General features: G+C 60.1%; 15 protein-coding genes. 7 read left to right on the forward strand and 8 right to left on the reverse strand.

The window, feature by feature from the left end; genetic code table 11:
- Positions 1–49: 49 nt before the first annotated feature.
- The 3 genes from glnD (at position 50) to GT756_RS20790 (ending at position 4062) form a co-directional block, all read left to right on the forward strand.
- Complete coding sequence (gene glnD / locus GT756_RS20780) at positions 50–2713, forward strand: bifunctional uridylyltransferase/uridylyl-removing protein GlnD (protein WP_160125042.1); 2664 nt, start codon at positions 50–52, stop codon at positions 2711–2713.
- A gap of 30 nt (positions 2714–2743) precedes the next feature.
- Entirely contained in the window at positions 2744–3568 is an 825-nt protein-coding gene (gene dapD / locus GT756_RS20785; protein WP_002889295.1) for a 2,3,4,5-tetrahydropyridine-2,6-dicarboxylate N-succinyltransferase, read from the forward strand.
- Between the two features lie 107 nt (positions 3569–3675).
- A complete protein-coding gene (locus GT756_RS20790) occupies positions 3676–4062 on the forward strand; it encodes a DUF3461 family protein (RefSeq protein ID WP_002889292.1) in 387 nt (128 codons plus the stop codon).
- Positions 4063–4182: 120 nt separating this feature from the next.
- Here the strand turns inward: GT756_RS20790 and cdaR are convergent, their stop codons facing one another.
- From cdaR to dgt, 3 genes are all read right to left on the reverse strand, one after another.
- Positions 4183–5340: a DNA-binding transcriptional regulator CdaR gene (gene cdaR, locus GT756_RS20795; RefSeq protein ID WP_004204443.1), complete on the reverse strand. Its 1158-nt coding sequence runs from the start codon at positions 5338–5340 to the stop codon at positions 4183–4185.
- A 167-nt stretch (positions 5341–5507) separates the two neighbouring features.
- Positions 5508–6941, reverse strand: a complete 1434-nt coding sequence (gene degP, locus GT756_RS20800) for a serine endoprotease DegP (protein ID WP_004145870.1) — start codon at positions 6939–6941, stop codon at positions 5508–5510.
- 134 nt (positions 6942–7075) lie between these two features.
- Positions 7076–8590: a dGTPase gene (gene dgt, locus GT756_RS20805; protein ID WP_004204441.1), complete on the reverse strand. Its 1515-nt coding sequence runs from the start codon at positions 8588–8590 to the stop codon at positions 7076–7078.
- Positions 8591–8673: 83 nt separating this feature from the next.
- On the opposite strand from dgt, the gene mtnN reads away from it, so the two are divergent.
- Genes mtnN through GT756_RS20820 form a run of 3 tightly spaced genes read left to right on the forward strand, consistent with a single transcriptional unit; the run spans position 8674 to position 10828 of the window.
- Complete coding sequence (gene mtnN / locus GT756_RS20810) at positions 8674–9372, forward strand: 5'-methylthioadenosine/S-adenosylhomocysteine nucleosidase (RefSeq protein ID WP_004204440.1); 699 nt, start codon at positions 8674–8676, stop codon at positions 9370–9372.
- Entirely contained in the window at positions 9365–10165 is an 801-nt protein-coding gene (gene btuF, locus GT756_RS20815; RefSeq protein ID WP_151629170.1) for a vitamin B12 ABC transporter substrate-binding protein BtuF, read from the forward strand. Before mtnN ends, btuF begins: the two co-directional genes overlap by 8 nt.
- 36 nt (positions 10166–10201) lie before the next feature.
- Positions 10202–10828 (forward strand): TRIC cation channel family protein, encoded by a 627-nt coding sequence (locus tag GT756_RS20820; RefSeq protein ID WP_004204437.1) that lies wholly within the window; start codon positions 10202–10204, stop codon positions 10826–10828.
- Between the two features lie 81 nt (positions 10829–10909).
- On the opposite strand, the gene erpA is transcribed toward GT756_RS20820, so the two are convergent.
- Both erpA and clcA read right to left on the reverse strand, forming a co-directional pair.
- Positions 10910–11254 carry an iron-sulfur cluster insertion protein ErpA gene (gene erpA, locus GT756_RS20825; protein WP_002889275.1) on the reverse strand — a complete coding sequence of 115 codons (345 nt, stop codon included), beginning with the start codon at positions 11252–11254 and terminating at the stop codon, positions 10910–10912.
- Between the two features lie 81 nt (positions 11255–11335).
- Positions 11336–12754 carry a H(+)/Cl(-) exchange transporter ClcA gene (gene clcA, locus GT756_RS20830; protein WP_004204436.1) on the reverse strand — a complete coding sequence of 473 codons (1419 nt, stop codon included), beginning with the start codon at positions 12752–12754 and terminating at the stop codon, positions 11336–11338.
- 180 nt (positions 12755–12934) lie between these two features.
- Between clcA and hemL the strand changes: the two genes are divergently transcribed.
- On the forward strand, positions 12935–14215 hold the full coding sequence (hemL, locus tag GT756_RS20835; RefSeq protein WP_017900647.1) for a glutamate-1-semialdehyde 2,1-aminomutase: 1281 nt from the start codon (positions 12935–12937) through the stop codon (positions 14213–14215).
- 173 nt (positions 14216–14388) lie between these two features.
- On the opposite strand, the gene fhuB is transcribed toward hemL, so the two are convergent.
- From fhuB to fhuC, 3 genes are read right to left on the reverse strand one after another with little or no spacing between them, the layout of a single operon-like run.
- Positions 14389–16371, reverse strand: a complete 1983-nt coding sequence (fhuB, locus tag GT756_RS20840) for a Fe(3+)-hydroxamate ABC transporter permease FhuB (protein WP_160125043.1) — start codon at positions 16369–16371, stop codon at positions 14389–14391.
- On the reverse strand, positions 16368–17258 hold the full coding sequence (gene fhuD, locus GT756_RS20845) for a Fe(3+)-hydroxamate ABC transporter substrate-binding protein FhuD (RefSeq protein ID WP_004204432.1): 891 nt from the start codon (positions 17256–17258) through the stop codon (positions 16368–16370). The genes fhuB and fhuD overlap by 4 nt, the downstream gene beginning before the upstream one ends.
- Complete coding sequence (gene fhuC / locus GT756_RS20850) at positions 17258–18055, reverse strand: Fe3+-hydroxamate ABC transporter ATP-binding protein FhuC (RefSeq protein WP_004204431.1); 798 nt, start codon at positions 18053–18055, stop codon at positions 17258–17260. Before fhuC ends, fhuD begins: the two co-directional genes overlap by 1 nt.
- Position 18056 lies beyond the last annotated feature (1 nt).

An 18056-nucleotide genomic window follows, 5' to 3' on the forward strand; every position in this document is an offset into this window, starting at 1 on the left:
CGGCGCCCGCCGGCTTTTTTATTAGATAGTTTTTTCTTATGGTGACGCGATGAGCAACTCATTACCTGACACAGCCTCCCCTCTTCTGCCCATCCCGCCGGAACATCCGGTGAGCTGGCCGCAGGGCGATCTGAACTGTGCTGCAATAAAGGCGCACATCGATACCTTTCAGCACTGGCTGGGCGAGGCGTTTGACGCCGGTATCGCCGCGGAGCTGCTCATTGCGGCGCGCACCGAATTTATCGACCAGCTGCTGCAGCGGTTGTGGATCGCCAGTGGATTCGAATCCGTCTGCGACCTGGCGCTGGTGGCCGTCGGCGGCTATGGCCGCGGCGAGCTGCATCCGCTTTCTGACGTCGATCTGCTGATCCTCAGCCGCAAAAAGCTGCCGGACGACCAGGCGCAAAAGGTCGGCGAACTGCTGACGCTGCTGTGGGACGTCAAACTGGAGGTAGGCCATAGCGTACGCACTCTCGAAGAGTGTTTACTGGAAGGGCTTTCAGATCTCACCGTCGCCACGAACTTAATCGAATCGCGCCTGCTGATCGGCGACGTCGCGCTGTTCCTTGAGCTGCAAAAACATATTTTTAGCGACGGCTTCTGGCCATCAGAAAAGTTCTTCGCCGCCAAGGTCGAAGAGCAGAACGTCCGTCATCAGCGTTATCACGGCACCAGCTATAACCTCGAGCCGGACGTGAAAAGCAGCCCCGGCGGCCTGCGCGATATCCATACGCTACAGTGGGTGGCTCGCCGCCATTTCGGCGCCACCTCAATGGATGAGATGGTCGGCTTCGGTTTTCTGACCGAAGCCGAGCGCAATGAGCTCAACGAGTGTCTGCATCAACTGTGGCGTATCCGCTTCGCGCTGCATCTCGAACTCACTCGCTATGACAACCGCCTGCTTTTCGACCGCCAGCTCAGCGTCGCCCGCCGGCTCGGCTATGAAGGCGACGGCAACCAGCCGATTGAGCATATGATGAAGGACTTCTTCCGCGTCACCCGCCGGGTGAGCGAGCTGAATCAGATGCTGCTGCAGCTGTTTGAAGAGGCCATCCTTGCGCTGACCGAGGATGAAAAACCGCGCCCGATCGATGATGACTTCCAGCTGCGCGGCACGCTGATCGATCTGCGTGACGATACGCTGTTTATTCGCGAGCCGCAGGCCATTCTGCGCATGTTTTATATTATGGTGCGCAACAGCACCATCACCGGCATCTACTCCACGACGTTGCGCCATCTGCGTCACGCCCGCCGCCATCTGACCCAGCCGCTGTGCTATATCCCGGAGGCGCGCACGCTCTTTCTCAGCATGCTGCGCCATCAGGGAGCAGTGAGTCGCGGACTGCTGCCGATGCATCGTCACAGCGTGCTGTGGGCCTATATGCCGCAGTGGTCCCATATCGTCGGCCAGATGCAGTTCGACCTGTTTCACGCCTATACCGTCGATGAACACACCATCCGCGTGATGCTCAAGCTGGAGAGTTTTGCTAAAGAAGAGACTCGTAGCCGCCACCCGCTGTGCGTGGAGCTATGGCCGCGCTTAACGCACCCGGAGCTGATTTTAATCGCCGCCCTGTTCCACGACATCGCCAAAGGGCGCGGCGGCGACCACTCGATCCTCGGCGCGCAGGATGTGCTGAAGTTTGCCGAGCTGCACGGGCTGAACTCCCGGGAAACGCAGCTGGTCGCCTGGCTGGTGCGTCACCACTTGCTGATGTCGGTCACCGCCCAGCGGCGCGATATTCAGGATCCGGAGGTGATTAAGCAGTTCGCCGAGGAGGTGCAAACGGAAAATCGCCTGCGCTATCTGGTGTGTCTGACCGTCGCCGATATCTGCGCCACCAACGAAACCCTGTGGAACAGCTGGAAGCAGAGCCTGCTGCGCGAACTCTATTTCGCCACTGAAAAACAGCTGCGTCGCGGCATGCAAAGCACCCCGGACATGCGCGAACGCGTGCGTCACCATCAGTTGCAGGCGCTGGCCCTGCTGCGGATGGACAATATTAATGAAGAGGCGCTGCATCAGATCTGGAACCGCTGCCGCGCCAACTATTTCGTGCGACATACGCCGACGCAGCTCGCCTGGCACGCCCGCAACCTGCTGCGCCACAATCTGAATAAGCCGATGATCCTCCTGAGCTCGCAGGCCACCCGCGGCGGAACGGAGATTTTTATCTGGAGCCCGGATCGCCCTTACCTGTTCGCCGCGGTGTGTGGCGAACTGGACCGTCGCAACCTCAGCGTCCACGATGCGCAGATCTTCACCACCCGCGACGGCATGGCGATGGACACCTTTATTGTCCTCGAACCCGACGGCAGTCCGCTGTCCGCCGATCGCCACGAAGCGATCCGCCAGGGTCTGGAACAGACTATCACGCAGCGCAGTTGGGAACCCCCGGCGCCCCGTCGTCAGGCGGCAAAACTGCGTCATTTCTCGGTGGACACCGAGGTAAATTTCCTGCCGACCCATACCGATCGGAAATCGTTTCTCGAGCTGATAGCCCTTGACCAGCCCGGGCTGCTCGCCCGTGTCGGTCAGGTATTCGCCGACCTCGGAATTTCGCTTCACGGGGCGCGAATTACGACAATTGGTGAGCGAGTAGAAGATTTATTTATAATCGCTACCGCCGACCGGCGTGCCCTTAATAATGAGCTGCAACAAGAAGTGCAACAACGGTTGACAGCGGCCCTCAATCCAAACGATAAAGGGTGACGTATTTTTTTTAGTGAATGGAAAGAAACAATGCAGCAGTTACAGAACGTTATTGAGTCCGCTTTCGAGCGTCGCGCCGACATCACGCCGGCTAATGTGGACACCGTGACCCGCGAAGCGGTTAACCAGGTTATCGCCCTTCTGGATTCCGGCGCGCTGCGCGTCGCTGAGAAGATCGACGGTCAGTGGGTGACGCATCAGTGGCTGAAGAAGGCGGTACTGCTCTCTTTCCGTATTAACGATAACCAGGTTATCGATGGTGCGGAAAGCCGCTACTTCGATAAAGTCCCGATGAAATTCGCTGACTATGACGAAGCGCGTTTCCAGAAAGAAGGTTTCCGCGTGGTGCCGCCGGCAGCGGTTCGTCAGGGCGCGTTCATCGCCCGCAACACCGTGCTGATGCCGTCCTATGTGAACATCGGCGCCTACGTTGACGAAGGCACCATGGTTGACACCTGGGCCACCGTCGGCTCCTGCGCGCAGATCGGTAAAAACGTTCACCTGTCCGGCGGCGTCGGCATTGGTGGCGTACTGGAGCCGCTGCAGGCGAACCCGACCATCATCGAAGATAACTGCTTCATCGGCGCGCGCTCTGAAGTGGTTGAAGGGGTGATTGTCGAAGAAGGCTCCGTGATCTCCATGGGCGTTTACCTCGGTCAGAGCACCAAAATCTACGATCGCGAAACCGGCGAAGTCTTCTACGGCCGCGTGCCGGCTGGCTCGGTAGTGGTATCAGGCAACCTGCCGTCGAAAGATGGTAAATACAGCCTGTACTGCGCGGTGATCGTGAAGAAAGTCGATGCCAAAACCCGCGGCAAGGTCGGCATTAACGAACTGCTGCGCACCATCGACTAAAGCAAATAAAAAGCGGGAGATATCCCGCTTTTTTTATATTTGATGCTGGCGAAAATGGATTTTTTCGTTAATTATTCAATGGTTATGATGCTATCAAAGGTACCGTTATGTACGATAATCTGAAAAGTCTTGGCATTACCAACCCTGATGAGATCGATCGCTATAGCCTGCGGCAGGAAGCTAACAACGACATTCTGAAAATTTACTTTCAGAAAGACAAAGGCGAATTCTTCGCCAAGAGCGTGAAGTTCAAATATCCGCGTCAGCGCAAAACCGTCGTCGCCGACGGCGTCGGCCAGGGCTACAAAGAGGTCCAGGAGATCAGCCCGAACCTGCGCTACGTTATCGATGAGCTGGATCAGATCTGCCAGCGCGATCGCACTGAAATCGATCTCAAGCGTAAAATCCTCGACGATTTACGCCATCTGGAAAGTGTGGTCACCAACAAGATCAGCGAAATCGAAGCCGATCTGGAAAAGCTCACCCGTAAGTAAGCGCATCCCCGGCGGCGCGTCGCCTGACCGGGCTGGCGGTATCAAGCCGCTACCGACAGTATACATCCTCCAAGGCCGGGTATGGCGAGTCGCTACCCGGCATTTTTTTACCTCCACGCCTTAGCGTTGTTCATCCAGCTGCAGCGCAATATACAGCAGCAGCCGGTCGTCAAAGCTGCCAAGATCCAGCCCCGTCAGCTCCGAGATACGATTCAAACGGTACTCCAGGGTATTGCGATGAATAAACAGCGCCTTTGACGTCGCCAGCGGCTGCACGTTATGGCGAAACCACGCCTGCAGCGTCCGCCGCAGCAGCCCGTTGTTGTCCATCGCCTTGAGACGTGCCAGCGGACGGGCCAGCTCATTGGCCTGCCAGCCGCCGCGCAGGCTGTCAAGCAGCACCGGCAGCATCAGATCCTGATAGAAGTAGCAGCGGCTCTCCGGCATCCGCTGCTTGCCCACCATCATCGTCGTGCGTGCGGTACGGTAAGAGCGGGCGATACTCCCGGGGCCGGTGAAGAAGTTGCCCAGCGCCACGCGGAAGCGGAGCTGCCCATTCTCTTTCATCCTGGCGATAAGCTGCTCGACGCGGCGGACGTGATCGTCTGCGTCCCAGCGGCCAAAGCTGTTCAGCGCCGGTTTCAACACCACCATTTCCGTGAGCGAGACAATGGCCACCAGATTATTGCGATCGGGGGTGGTCAGCGCGTTCTGCAACTGCTGTAGCTCCGCCATCGCGCTGTCCACGCCGAGCTGGCCGCTGTCCACCTCAATCATCGCCACCACGCGCGGCTGATTCAGATCAATTCCTAAACGCTGCGCCCATTCGTTCAGCGCCGGGGTATGCTCTTCCGCCTGAATCAGGTTCATCACCAGCTCTTCGCGCAGACGGCTGTCCTGCGCCAGGAGATGCATCAGTCGCGACTGCTCAAGCATCATCTCAGCCGTCATGCACACCAGCTCGCCATATTTTCGCAGCGACTCCGGCTCGCCGGTCAGGCCGATCACCCCGACAATCTCCCCCTCCAGGCGCAGCGGCAGGTTAATGCCCTGGCGCACCCCGTGGAGATGGCGAGCCACCGCATCGTCGATATCCACCACCCGCCCCTGGGAAAGCACCAGCAGCGCGCCTTCGTGCAATTCACCAATCCTTTCCCGATCGCCGCTGCCGATAATCCGCCCGCGGGCATCCATCACGTTGATGTTGGTATCGATGATGCGCATCGTCCGCGCCACAATATCCTGCGCCATTTTGGTATCAAGATGCCAGCCAGCCATGTAATCCTCCCCTTTGCAGGGCACCAGCATAAAAGAGTCGTTGCTCTGCTGCATTGTGCATATGCCCGAAGCCCGGGTGAGATATGTGGAGTTGTGGAAGCGGTCACAGAACGAAAAAAAGCCCCTGCCCTCGGCGAGGGAAGGGGCTGGAGAGCGAGCGCTGACTGTTACTGCAACAGCAGATAGATAGAGGCGTCGCCGCGCTGAATGTTCAGCGCCAGCACGGACGGTTTGGCGTCGAAGATTTTCCGCAGATCGGCGATGTTTTTCACCGGCTGCTGGTTCGCCCCGACGATGACGTCGCCTTTCTTGAGGCCAATCTGCGCCGCCGGGGTACCGGCTTTCACATTATTGACCACCACACCTTTGTCCTGACCCTTGTTGCTCATTTCCGCCCCTTCAATCCCGTTGAAGATGGTGCTGGAGTCAACCTGGGTCTGGTTGCTCTGCTGCAGTTCGACGGTCACGGTCACCGGTTTGCCGTCGCGCAGCAGACCAAGCTCAACTTTGCTGCCGATAGGCATGGTGCCGACCTGGGCACGCAGCGCGGCGAAGCTGCTGATCGCCTTCCCGTTGAGAGAGGTGATCACGTCGCCGGCTTTAATGCCCGCTTTCGCGGCCGCCGACCCCGGCATCACCTGGCTGACAAAGGCGCCGCGCTGGGCGTCGACTTTCATCGCTTTCGCCAGCTCAGAGTTCAGTTCGGTCCCCATGATGCCGAGCTCGCCGCGTTTCACCTGGCCATATTTCACCATCTGCTCGGTCAGGTTTTTCACCATGTTGCTTGGGATAGCAAAACCGATACCGATGTTGCCGCCGTCCGGCGCCAGAATGGCGGTGTTGATGCCGATCAGCTCGCCGTTGAGGTTCACCAGGGCGCCGCCGGAGTTCCCGCGGTTAATCGCCGCATCGGTCTGGATAAAGTTTTCGTAGTTTTCCACGTTCAGGCCGCTACGACCCAGCGCGGAAACAATCCCGGAGGTCACGGTTTCGCCCAGACCGAACGGGTTACCGATAGCCACGGTGTAGTCGCCAACGCGCAGCGCGTCAGAGTCGGCGAGCTTAATCGCCGTCAGGTTTTTCGGATCCTGAATCTGAATCAGCGCGATATCAGAGCGCGGATCTTTGCCAACCACTTTGGCATCAAACTTACGGCCATCGCTCAGTTGAACCTTAATTGTGGTGGCGTTGTCCACGACGTGGTTGTTGGTCACCACATACCCCTTGGCCGCATCAATGATCACGCCGGAGCCCAGCGCCATAAATTTCTGCTGCTGGCCGCCGTCAGGCTGACCGCCCTGTCCGCCGCCCTGGCAAAACGGCGAACTCTGGAAAGGAGAACCGTCCTGGCAGAACGGCGAGTTATCGCCAAAGAACTGCTGGAAGTTACGTGGCATCCGTGGGGTATTAACGGTGGTGCTACCTTCAACGTTAATGCTCACCACCGACGGCATCACCTTCTCCAGCATCGGGGCCAGGCTTGGCATCTGCTGTGCATTAGTGGCCGAAGATGCCGTTTCTGCCGCGCTCGCAGAGAGCGGGGACAACGCCAGACCTAAACTCAGAGCCAGTGCACTCATTGCTAACGTGGTTTTTTTCATCAGTTTCAATCTCAATATCAGAAAACGAAAGTTGCTGTGTACGTGACTATCAGAGTCATTTTATAGCGCTAAGTTCCGGAATTAAGTTTCTGGAAAAAGTAAAAATTTATTGTCCATCTTTACAAAACTCCAGCTTATTCCACCGCCATTAGCCGCCGATATTCATCCCACGCATACAAATCCGTCATCCCGCTGATATAATCCTGAATCAGACGGCAGCGATAATAGTATTCCATCAGCGCAAATTCAGGCGCCGTGCGCGCCAGCTTATTTACCGCTTCCACATAGGCCAGCCGGTGGCGGGTTGATAGTTTCTGATACAGCCGGGAGGCAATGGGTAAACGCCGTACCCGCTCCTGCGCCACTAATTCGCTGAAATCCTCGAGCGATAATTTCAGCAGCGGCTGATAGATATCCAGCAGGCCACTGATCACCCGGTAGCCCTGCAATTCCAGCTGCTCGACATCCGGATGGCTAAACACCTGTTTCATCGCCACATTTTTATAAAGCTCCAGCAGCTGACTGCAATCGCTGTCGTCCTCGAGCAGCGCATGATTAAAGTCGCCCGTAAAGATGGCCGGCAGGTTGTCAATAAATCGGCGCGCCGCGTAGGGCACCAGCTTATTCAGCGTGTTCACCCGCAAATACATAAAAAACTGATCTTCCGCGCTCTGTTTCAGGGAATTGGCTCGTGATTTCTCCCAGGCATTTTCCACTACCTGTGAGAATAACGATCCTTTTTCATGGCAGCCCCAGGCGTCGTAAAGATGCTGATAAAGCTGCTCAGCGCTGAAAATACGTTTTTCCACCGCGTCCTCAAGATCCGCGACGCAATATGAGATGTCATCCGCGGCTTCCATAATCCAGGTTAATGGGAACCGATTGTAAGGCGCCAGATCCAGTTCTTTACGCAGGCGCGCCACATACTCCTCTTCGGCTAAATAGTAGCCAGGCTTTTTCATTAAATAGCTGTGGCTGGCTGGCGTCGCCTCAGACCACCACGCCGGCCGAGTATATTTCAGAATACAGCCGACCTGCGCCCAGGTCAGATTCATGCGCATCAGCGTATGGACCAGACGAATGCCCTGGGCGTTGCCCTCAAAGCTGCAGAGATCCTGGCGCACTTTGCGGCGCAGCGCGTTAAGCGACGTTTCCCCTTCATGCAAGCGTAATGCCTGCACTTCACAGCGATCGTCGGTCAGCGGCTGCCCGAGCGCATCGCCGGGCGCCAGACGCTGGCGGAACCAGTCGTTAATCGCCGCCTCGCCAAAATGGCCAAACGGGGGATTGCCGATATCGTGCATCAGGCAGGCCATCTCCACCACGCTCTCGAATGGCCCGGTCAGCTCTTCCAGGCCATACTCTTCCAGCAGCCTCAGCTCTTTCAGCCGGCTCAACACCTCTTTGGCGATATAGCGTCCCACCTGCTGCACCTCCAGCGAGTGGGTCAGGCGGGTACGCACCGCCGCGTTGCGCTCCAGCGGGAAGACCTGAGTTTTTTGCTGTAAGCGACGGATTGCCGGCGAGTTGACGATCCGTCCCCGATCGCTTTCGAAGATCCGCAGGATGTCGCGCTCCGTCTCGACACGCGGCGGCGAACGGAAGCGTCGACGCCAGTTTATCTTGTTGCGAAAATCAATCTTTGCCATAGCCTCTCCCGCGCGAGCAATACGCTTCCCCTTAAGCGCATGATAGACTATGCAACTAAACCTGACACATCGCGAGTAAATCTATGAAAATTGGCATTATTGGCGCTATGGAAGAGGAAGTTACCCTTCTGCGCGACAAAATCGAAAACCGCCAGACTATCACTATTGGCGGGAGCGAAATCTATACCGGCCAACTTCACGGCGTTGACGTCGCGCTGCTGAAGTCTGGTATCGGGAAAGTGGCGGCGGCGATGGGCGCGACCCTGCTGCTGGAGCGCTGCCAGCCTGACGTGATCATTAATACCGGCTCTGCCGGCGGCCTGGCGCCGACGCTGAAGGTCGGCGATATCGTCGTCTCCGATGAAGCGCGCTACCACGACGCCGACGTCACCGCCTTCGGCTATGAGTACGGCCAGTTGCCTGGCTGCCCGGCCGGCTTTAAAGCGGACGAAAAACTGGTGGCCGCGGCGGAGAGCTGCATTAACGCGTTAGATCTCAATGCCGTTCGCGGCCTGATCGTCAGCGGTGATGCCTTCATTAACGGCTCTGTCGGTCTGGCGAAGATCCGCCATAATTTCCCGCAGGCGATCGCTGTGGAAATGGAAGCGACTGCCATCGCTCACGTCTGCCATAACTTTAAGGTTCCTTTCGTGGTGGTTCGCGCCATCTCCGATGTGGCCGACCAGCAGTCCCACCTCAGCTTTGAGGAGTTCCTTGCGGTCGCCGCCAGACAGTCCACCCTGATGGTGGAGAATCTGGTACAGAACCTGGCACGTGGCTAAGTCGCTCTCCTTCGCGCTTGCCGCGCTGCTGTTACTCGCCCCGGCGTGGCTGCTGGCCGCGCCGCGGGTGATCACCCTCTCCCCCGCCAATACCGAACTGGCCTTTGCCGCCGGGATCACGCCGGTCGGCGTCAGCAGTTATTCCGATTATCCGCCGCAGGCCAAAACGATTGAGCAAGTTGCCAGCTGGCAGGGAATGAACCTGGAGCGCATCGTAGCGCTCAAGCCAGACCTGGTGCTGGCCTGGCGCGGGGGTAATGCTGAACGTCAGGTTAACCAGCTGCAGTCGCTGGGGATCCACGTCCTGTGGGTACAGACTTCGACCATCGAAGAGATCATCGCCACCCTGCGTCAGCTGGCGCAGTGGAGCCCACAGCCGGAAAAAGCACAGCAGGCGGCGCAGTCGATGCAGCAGGAATACGATGCGCTGAAAGCGCGCTATGCCAGCGCGCCGAAGAAACGCGTCTTCCTGCAGTTCGGTTCCGCACCGCTATTCACCAGCGGCCCCGGCTCAATTCAGGATCAGGTGCTGAGGCTGTGCGGCGGCGAGAATATCTTTGCCGCCAGCCGCGTTCCCTGGCCGCAGGTGAGCCGCGAACAGGTGCTGGCCCGTCAGCCGCAGGCGATTGTGGTGACCGGCGACGCCAGCCGCATCGCCGAAGCGCAGCGCTTTTGGCAACATCAGCTCACCATTTCGTTGATTGCGTTACACAGCGACTGGTTTGAACGCGCAAGCCCACGTATTATCCTCGCCGCCAAACAACTTTGTGCGGCGCTCGACCAGGTAAAATAACCATCCGGCATACCGGATGTTCAGTGGGAATCAACGATGCTTGTCTATTGGCTGGATATTATTGGCACAGCTGTCTTCGCGATCTCCGGCGTTCTGCTGGCGGGGAAATTGCGTATGGACCCATTCGGCGTGCTGGTGTTAGGCGTGGTGACGGCGGTGGGCGGCGGTACCATCCGCGATATGGCGCTGGCGAATGGCCCGGTATTCTGGGTCAAAGATCCCACCGATCTGGTGGTGGCAATGGTCACCAGCATGCTGACCATCCTGCTGGTCCGCCAGCCGCGCCGGCTGCCGAAATGGATCCTGCCCGTTCTTGATGCCGTCGGTCTGGCGGTGTTTGTCGGCATCGGGGTGAATAAAGCGTTTCTCGCCGGCAGCGGCCCGCTGGTCGCGGTGTGCATGGGCGTGGTGACCGGCGTTGGCGGCGGGATAATCCGCGACGTGCTGGCGCGCGAAATTCCTATGATTCTGCGCACCGAGATCTACGCCACCGCCTGTATTGTGGGCGGCATTGTCCACGCCACCGCGCACGACACCTTTCATCTCCCGCTGGAGAATTCGGCGATGATGGGGATGGTGGTGACCCTGGTGATTCGTCTGGCGGCGATCCGCTGGCACCTGAAGCTGCCGACGTTTGCGCTGGACGATAACGGACGGTCATAAAAGCAAAACGGTAACCTGAGGTTACCGTTTTTAACGTTGGCACCCTCTCGCAGAAGGGGAAGACGCCCGGTCGCACTCGCTTTACACGCTGAACGAGGATCCGCAGCCGCAGGTGCTTTTCGCGTTCGGGTTGGTCACGATAAAGCGCGAACCTTCCAGCCCTTCGGTATAGTCGACAGAGCCGCCGACCAGATACTGCAGGCTCATTGGGTCAACCACCAGGCCGACACCCTGTTTCTCAATGGTCATATCCCCTTCGTTCACCTGATCGTCGAAGGTGAAGCCATACTGGAAACCGCTGCAACCGCCGCCGGTAATATACACGCGCAGTTTCAGGTTCGGATTATCTTCATCCGCAATCAGGTGTTTTACTTTATTGGCTGCGGCTTCGGTAAACTCCAGCGGCAACGCTACGTCATCACTCATTTTTTGCTCCCATTGATACTTCCGGCCGGTTAAAGAATAACCGGGCCTTTTGAGCCATTATCTAATACCCTGGTAAATCGTTCAAGTATTCTCCCGGGGCGCCTGCTGCGCTTTTGCCGCCTGCTCGGCCTCCTGCTTCGCCAGAGTACGTTGCAGAATGGTCGAATACAAAGGCTTACCGCCGAGGAATTGCGCCAGTAGTGTTGCGCCAAGGCAGGTAATAATCATTGGCAAAATGAGCTGATAGTTATCGGTCATCTCCAGCACCAGCACAATCCCGGTCAGCGGCGCGCGCACCGAGGCGGCGAGCAGCGCGCCCATGCCGGCGATAGCGAAGGTGCCGGCATCGAGATGGTAGGACGGAAACAGCGGGATAGCCGCCATGCCGAACGCCGTGCCCAGCAGCGTGCCGAGCGCCAGCATCGGGGCGAAGATGCCCCCCGGCGCGCCGGAGGAGAAGCAGATCAGCGTGGTCACCACGCGGGCAATAAAGATAAACAGCAGCAAACCGACGGAGAAGTTACCGGCGGCGGCGATGGGGATCAGGTTAAAGCCACCGCCCACCGCGGAGGGCTGCATCAGCCCCAGCAGACCGCAAAGCCCGCCGATGATCCCGCCCATTAACACCCATTTTTTGATGTTGCCGCCGTGAATGCGCTGGAACAGATCCTGGGTGCGCAGCACCAGAAAATTAAACAGCGGGCCGAAGCAGCCAAACAGCATCCCCAGCACCAGGTACAGCCACAGAGTGTTCACCGGGGCATTGCTCAGCTTGCCCACCTCTATAATTGCCGCCTCGCCGTTAAAAATGCGAAACACAATGCTCGACATGATCACGCCGGTAAATACCGCTTTAATGGAGATCAGGTTGTAGCGGAACTGCGGGCGCATCTCTTCGATGATAAACAGGATACCAGCCAGCGGCGCGTTAAAAGCCGCTGAGAGACCCGATGCCGCGCCGGTCGCCAGCAGCGTGTGCCGCGCTTCCGGACTGCGCATGCGGAAAATATCCAGCACCATGCGCCCAATGTTGCCGCCAAGCTGCACCATCGGCCCTTCGCGTCCCAGCACCATTCCGGCGCCCAGGGTCCCCATGCCGCCGATGAATTTTACCGGCAGCACGCGCCACCAGCGCACCGGCCGCAGCTCCTCCAGCGCCCCTTCGATCTCCGGGATCCCCGATCCGCCAGCCTCCGGCGCAAAGCGGCGCACGAGGAAATAGCCGACCATCGCCAGCAGCGCCGACAAGATAAACGCCAGCGGCCAGACCAGATACCAGTGGTCCGCTACCTGCGCCAGCGCGCCGATCCGCTGGTTCTGCACCCAGTTCACGCTCTTTTCAAACGCCACGCCCACCAGCCCGGCCAGCGTGCCGACCACCGCCGCCATAAACAGCACCGCCAGCGGCGTTTTATCGCGCTGAATTAAGCGGCGCACCGCATCGCCGCGACGCACCCGCACGAACTGATGTGCTTCAAAAGAGGGAGTTTCTGCTTTCATGCCGTTATCAATTATTGGTAATACAAATGAAGAGAGAGGCATTTTAGCCGCCCCGGCGCGCTGCGTCGTCAAAAAAATGCCCTTGCGGCACATTGTTTCAATTGGGCAAAACTTTCATAACCATCCTGGAATAACTTAGAATAGCCGATAAAACATTTTTCACGAACCAGGACCCTGGCCATGAGCAAATCTGAAAATCTGTACCATGCTGCGCGCGAACTGATCCCCGGCGGCGTTAACTCGCCGGTGCGCGCCTTTACCGGCGTCGGCGGCACCCCGCTGTTTATCGAACGCGCGGATGGCGCTTACCTCTATGACGTGGATGGAAAGGCCTATATCGATTATGTCGGCTCGTGGGGTCCGATGGTGCTGGGCCACAACCATCCGGCGATCCGCAACGCGGTGATCGAGGCGGCGTCACGCGGCCTGAGCTTTGGCGCGCCGACCGAAATGGAAGTGAAAATGGCGGCGCTGGTGACCGAGCTGGTACCGACCATGGATATGGTGCGGATGGTGAACTCCGGTACCGAAGCCACCATGAGCGCGATTCGCCTGGCGCGCGGCTTCACCGGCCGCGACAAGATCATCAAGTTCGAAGGCTGCTACCACGGCCATGCCGACTGCCTGCTGGTGAAAGCCGGTTCCGGCGCGCTGACCCTCGGCCAGCCGAACTCGCCGGGCGTGCCGGCTGATTTCGCCAAACACACCCTGACCTGCACCTATAACGACCTCGCCTCGGTGCGCGCGGCGTTCGAGCAATATCCACAGGATATCGCCTGCATCATCGTCGAGCCGGTCGCCGGTAATATGAACTGTATTCCACCGCAGCCGGAGTTCCTGCCGGGCCTGCGCGCGCTGTGCGACGAATTTGGCGCCCTGCTGATCATCGACGAAGTGATGACCGGCTTCCGCGTGGCGCTGGCGGGCGCGCAGGCTTATTACGGCGTGGAGCCGGATCTGACCTGTCTCGGGAAAATCATCGGCGGCGGGATGCCGGTAGGCGCTTTCGGCGGCCGTCGCGAGGTGATGGACGCTCTGGCCCCCACCGGCCCGGTTTATCAGGCCGGTACCCTCTCCGGTAACCCGATCGCCATGGCCGCCGGCTTCGCCTGCTTAAGCGAAGTGGCGCAGCCGGGCGTGCATGAAACCCTCACCGAGCTGACCAACCAGCTGGCGCAAGGTCTGCTTGATGCGGCGCGTGACGCCGGGATCCCGCTGGTGGTCAATAACGTCGGCGGCATGTTCGGCATCTTCTTTACCGATGCCGAAACTGTCACCTGCTATCAGGATGTGGTGAAGTGCGATGTCGAACGCTTCAAGCGCTTCTTCCATCTGATGCTGGAGGAAGGCGTGTACCTGGCGCCGTCAGCATTTGAGGCTGGGTTTATGTCCGTGGCCCACAGCGAAGAAGATATCGACAATACCATCGACGCCGCGCGTCGGGTGTTTGCCAAACTGTAAGCTCCCTGCATGCCGGGTGACGCTCCGCTTACCCGGCCTACCAAACCCGCAATGGCACGGACCGTAGGTCGGATAAGGCGTTAGCCGCTACCCGAAAAAAAACGGCACCGTACGGTAGCCCGGATAAAGCGCAACGCGCCGCTATCCGGGATCTTTCGCGCTAACGCCACGCGTTAGCGGCTCTGCTTTCTCAGCAAATAGATAAAGTACGGCGCGCCGATAAAGGTTGATAACAGCCCCGCCGGGATCTGGTAGGGAAACATGATCATTCGTCCGCACCAGTCGGCGAAGACCAGCAGCAGCCCGCCAGTCAGCCCGGAGATCACCATATGCGGCAGCGTGCGCCGGAAGCCAATCATCCGTGCGATATGCGGCGCCATCAGCCCGACGAAGCTCAGCGGGCCGATGGTCAGCGTCGCCGCCGCCGTCAGGCAGGCCGCCAGCAGCAGCAGAACAATCCGCGATGAGGTCAGCGCCATGCCCACCGCTCGCGCCGCCTCCCCGCCCAGCGGCAGGATGGTCAGCCAACGGCGACAGAGCGGCGCCAGCGCCAGCAGGAGCAGCATCACCGCGCCGCTGCGGACCACCCTCTCCGGCGTCGCGCTGTAGGTCGACCCTGAGATCCACGTCAGGATCTGCGCCATGCGCGGATCGCCGCTGGCCTGCAGCATCATCAGCAGCATGGTGAAGGCGGTACTGAGCGCCATCCCCGCCAGCAGCATCCGATGCGGCGAAAAGCCGCCGCGCCCGGCGGCCAGCATAATGATCAGCAAGGTGCCGGCCGCGCCAAGGCTCCCGGCCGGCAGCAGCCAGCCAAAGGCGTCGCCAGGGACGAAGAACAGCATCAGCACCACGCCAAAGGCGGCGCCGGAGCTGATGCCCAGCACTTCCGGACTGGCCATCGGGTTGCCGGTCAGGCGCTGGATAATACAGCCGGCGACCGCCAGCATCACCCCGGCGAACAGCGCCGACAGCACTCGCGGCCAGCGCCAGGGCAGCAGTTGCTCCAGCAGATCGCCGTGAGCCCACAGCCAACCGTGGGCATCGCGACCAAAGGCCAGCGCCACGCTCACCGCCAGCAGCAGCAACGCGACGCCCCCGAGAACAAACCCTTGCACGTGATAGCGCTCAGGCTGCACGTTATCGCCGCCGTTCATCACCGGGGCGCTGATGCTGCGAAGCCGCGGCAGCAGCCACAGCAGCAGCGGCGCGCCAATCAGGGCGGTGACCGAGCCGGTGGAGACTTCCCGCCATACCCTGCTCAGCCAGAGGATCACCTGATCTGAAAGCCACAGGAGCAGCGCGCCGATCAGCGCCGCCAGCAGCAGCCGGGCCAGCAGTCGACGGGCGCCGAGCATTTTCGCCAGCAGCGGCGCGAACAGGCCGATAAAGCCGATAATCCCGACCGCGTTGACCAGCAGCGCGCTCATTACGATCGCCAGCGTCAGGGCGCCGAGGCGCGCCAGAGACAGCGCCAGCCCAAGGTTGCGCGCCACTCCGTCATCGAGCCCCATCAGGGTCAGCGGACGCAGCAGCAGCAGCGTGAGTACTGCGCCGCCCAGCAGCTGCGGCCACAGGCGCTGCGCCACGCTCCAGTCGGTTTGCGTCAGCGTCCCGGTGCTCCACAGGAACATGCTCTGCAGCTGGTCGTGATGGAAAATCACCATCAGCTGGTTAAGCGCCCCGCAGTAGAGGCTGACCACCAGGCCCGCCAGGATCAGCGTTACCGGCGACAGGCGCTTGCCCCAGGAGACGCCAAACACCAGCGCTCCCACCAGACAGGCTCCGGCCAGCGCGGCAAACTGCGACGCCAGCACGCCGGGGATGGCCCACAGCGTAGTGACTGTGATCCCCAGTTGCGCGCCGGTGGCGACGCCAAGGGTGGTTGGCTCCGCCAGCGGATTGCGCAGCACCTGCTGGAACAGTACGCCGACCAGTCCCAGCCCGGCCCCCACCAGCAGTGAAATGGTCACCCGCGGCAGCAGGCTGTAATGAAACAGCATCTGGGCAATCCGATCGCTATCCGGCTGCCACAGCGCCTGCCGCCATTGCGCATAGGGCAAGGCGACGTTGAGATTGACGATGCTCAACGCGAAGGCGGCAACCAGCAGCCCGGCCAGCAGGATAATGGCTAACGGTGAAATACGCCTATTCATGCCGGATTCCCCTGGGCCTCGGCCAGCACGCGGGCAAAATGCATCGCCGACAGCGTCGCGCCATAGAACCACACCGCCGGAACGCGCTGGAAGCGCCCCGCGCGCACGAACGGCATCGCCTGCCACAGCGGGGTCGCCAGCAGTTGGGTCATCTCCCGCTCGTTACCATGATCGAAACAGATCACATCGGCCTCGTTAAACGCCGCCAGCCGGTCGATGCCAACGCTGACGCTGCCCCAGAACGCCGCTTCGCCGCGCCAGGCGTTTTTGATGCCAAAGCGATCGAGCACTTCCTGGAACAGGCAGTTTTCGCCAAAAACCAGTACATGGCGCGGATCGAGCAAGGAGATCATCAACAGCGGACGGTCGCCGCGCCCGGCAAAACGCGGCTTCAGGCTCGCCATCAGCGCCTCAAACTCCGCCAGGTGGTGCTGAGCCTGTTGTGTTTTGCCCAGCAGGTCAGCCATCTCCAGCAGCGAGCGCTGAGCCATCGCCAGCGGACGTTTGCCATCGCTGAAGGTAAATCCGCGGCCGGGGGCGATACGCGCCAGCTTCTCCGGCGACGGGCCGTAGCCTGCCGACCAGACGATAAATGACGGTTTCATCTGCGTCAGCAGTTCAAGATTGGGTTCGGTACGCAAACCGACATCGATCACCGAGTCGGGCAGCGCGGGTTCGTTCACCCACAGGCGATAGTTGGGGATATCGGCCACGCCGTAAGGCGTGACGCCCAGCGCCAGCAGCAGCTCCGCCGGCAGCCACTCCAGGGCGACCACGCGCTGCGGGTCAACGTTCGCCGCCTGCGCGCCGCGCATCTGCCACAGCAGCGGCGAGAGCGCCATCGCGGTCAGCAGGCGGCGTCGGGTTATCTGAGTCGGGGTCATCATCAATAGACAAAGCTTACCGGCGCCGCGCCGGCCGGGTGCGGCAGGATCCCCATCGGGATGCCGTAGATTTGTTCCAGGGTGTCGCTGCGCATCAGTTCCGCCGGCGTCCCCTGGGCGATCATTTCTCCGCCGCGCAGGGCCACCAGATAGTCGCAGTAGCGGGCCGCCATATTAATGTCGTGCAGGACGGCGATCACCGTCAGGCCGCGCTGCTGGCTGAGACGATGCACCAGCGCGAGGACATCAACCTGATGGGCGATATCCAGCGCCGAGGTGGGTTCATCGAGCAGCAGACAGCGGCTATCCTGCGCCACCAGCATGGCGATCCACGCCCGCTGGCGTTCGCCGCCGGAGAGGCTGTCCACCAGGCGATGGGCGAGCGGCTTCAGCCCCACCAGCGCAATCGCCTCTTCCACTTTCTCGCGGTCCGCCGCGCCAAAGCGACCCAGCGCGCCGTGCCACGGGTAGCGGCCGATGGCCACCAGCTCACGCACCGTCATACCTTCGGCCGGCGGCAGCTGCTGCGGCAGATAGGCCACTTTGCGGGCAAAGGCTTTGCTGCCCCAGCTCTCCAGCGGCTGCCCGTCCAGCAGCACATCGCCTGCGGAAGGCGGCTGATGACGGCCAAGCATTTTCAGTAACGTCGACTTGCCGGAGCCATTATGACCGATCAGGCCTGTGACTTTTCCAGCCGGGAAGGTGAGCGAGAGCGGATGGAGCAACGTGCGGCCAGGCACACGGAAAGTGACGCGATCCAACGCGAAGGTGGTTTCTGCGTGCGGAGTCTGTTCCTGCATA

The sequence above is a fragment of the Klebsiella sp. Q2 genome (assembly GCF_009900705.1).
GTDB lineage: Bacteria > Pseudomonadota > Gammaproteobacteria > Enterobacterales > Enterobacteriaceae > Klebsiella > Klebsiella quasipneumoniae.

Coding starts and splice junctions, on each gene's coding strand:
- clcA (WP_004204436.1), bottom strand. CDS start 12,754: ATGAAAGCAGAAACTCCCTCTTTTGAAGCACATCAGTTCGTGCGGGTG.
- hemL (WP_017900647.1), top strand. CDS start 12,935: ATGAGCAAATCTGAAAATCTGTACCATGCTGCGCGCGAACTGATCCCC.
- degP (WP_004145870.1), bottom strand. CDS start 6,941: ATGAAAAAAACCACGTTAGCAATGAGTGCACTGGCTCTGAGTTTAGGT.
- fhuB (WP_160125043.1), bottom strand. CDS start 16,371: ATGAATAGGCGTATTTCACCGTTAGCCATTATCCTGCTGGCCGGGCTG.
- GT756_RS20820 (WP_004204437.1), top strand. CDS start 10,202: ATGCTTGTCTATTGGCTGGATATTATTGGCACAGCTGTCTTCGCGATC.
- dgt (WP_004204441.1), bottom strand. CDS start 8,590: ATGGCAAAGATTGATTTTCGCAACAAGATAAACTGGCGTCGACGCTTC.
- dapD (WP_002889295.1), top strand. CDS start 2,744: ATGCAGCAGTTACAGAACGTTATTGAGTCCGCTTTCGAGCGTCGCGCC.
- cdaR (WP_004204443.1), bottom strand. CDS start 5,340: ATGGCTGGCTGGCATCTTGATACCAAAATGGCGCAGGATATTGTGGCG.
- glnD (WP_160125042.1), top strand. CDS start 50: ATGAGCAACTCATTACCTGACACAGCCTCCCCTCTTCTGCCCATCCCG.
- GT756_RS20790 (WP_002889292.1), top strand. CDS start 3,676: ATGTACGATAATCTGAAAAGTCTTGGCATTACCAACCCTGATGAGATC.
- erpA (WP_002889275.1), bottom strand. CDS start 11,254: ATGAGTGATGACGTAGCGTTGCCGCTGGAGTTTACCGAAGCCGCAGCC.
- mtnN (WP_004204440.1), top strand. CDS start 8,674: ATGAAAATTGGCATTATTGGCGCTATGGAAGAGGAAGTTACCCTTCTG.
- fhuD (WP_004204432.1), bottom strand. CDS start 17,258: ATGATGACCCCGACTCAGATAACCCGACGCCGCCTGCTGACCGCGATG.
- fhuC (WP_004204431.1), bottom strand. CDS start 18,055: ATGCAGGAACAGACTCCGCACGCAGAAACCACCTTCGCGTTGGATCGC.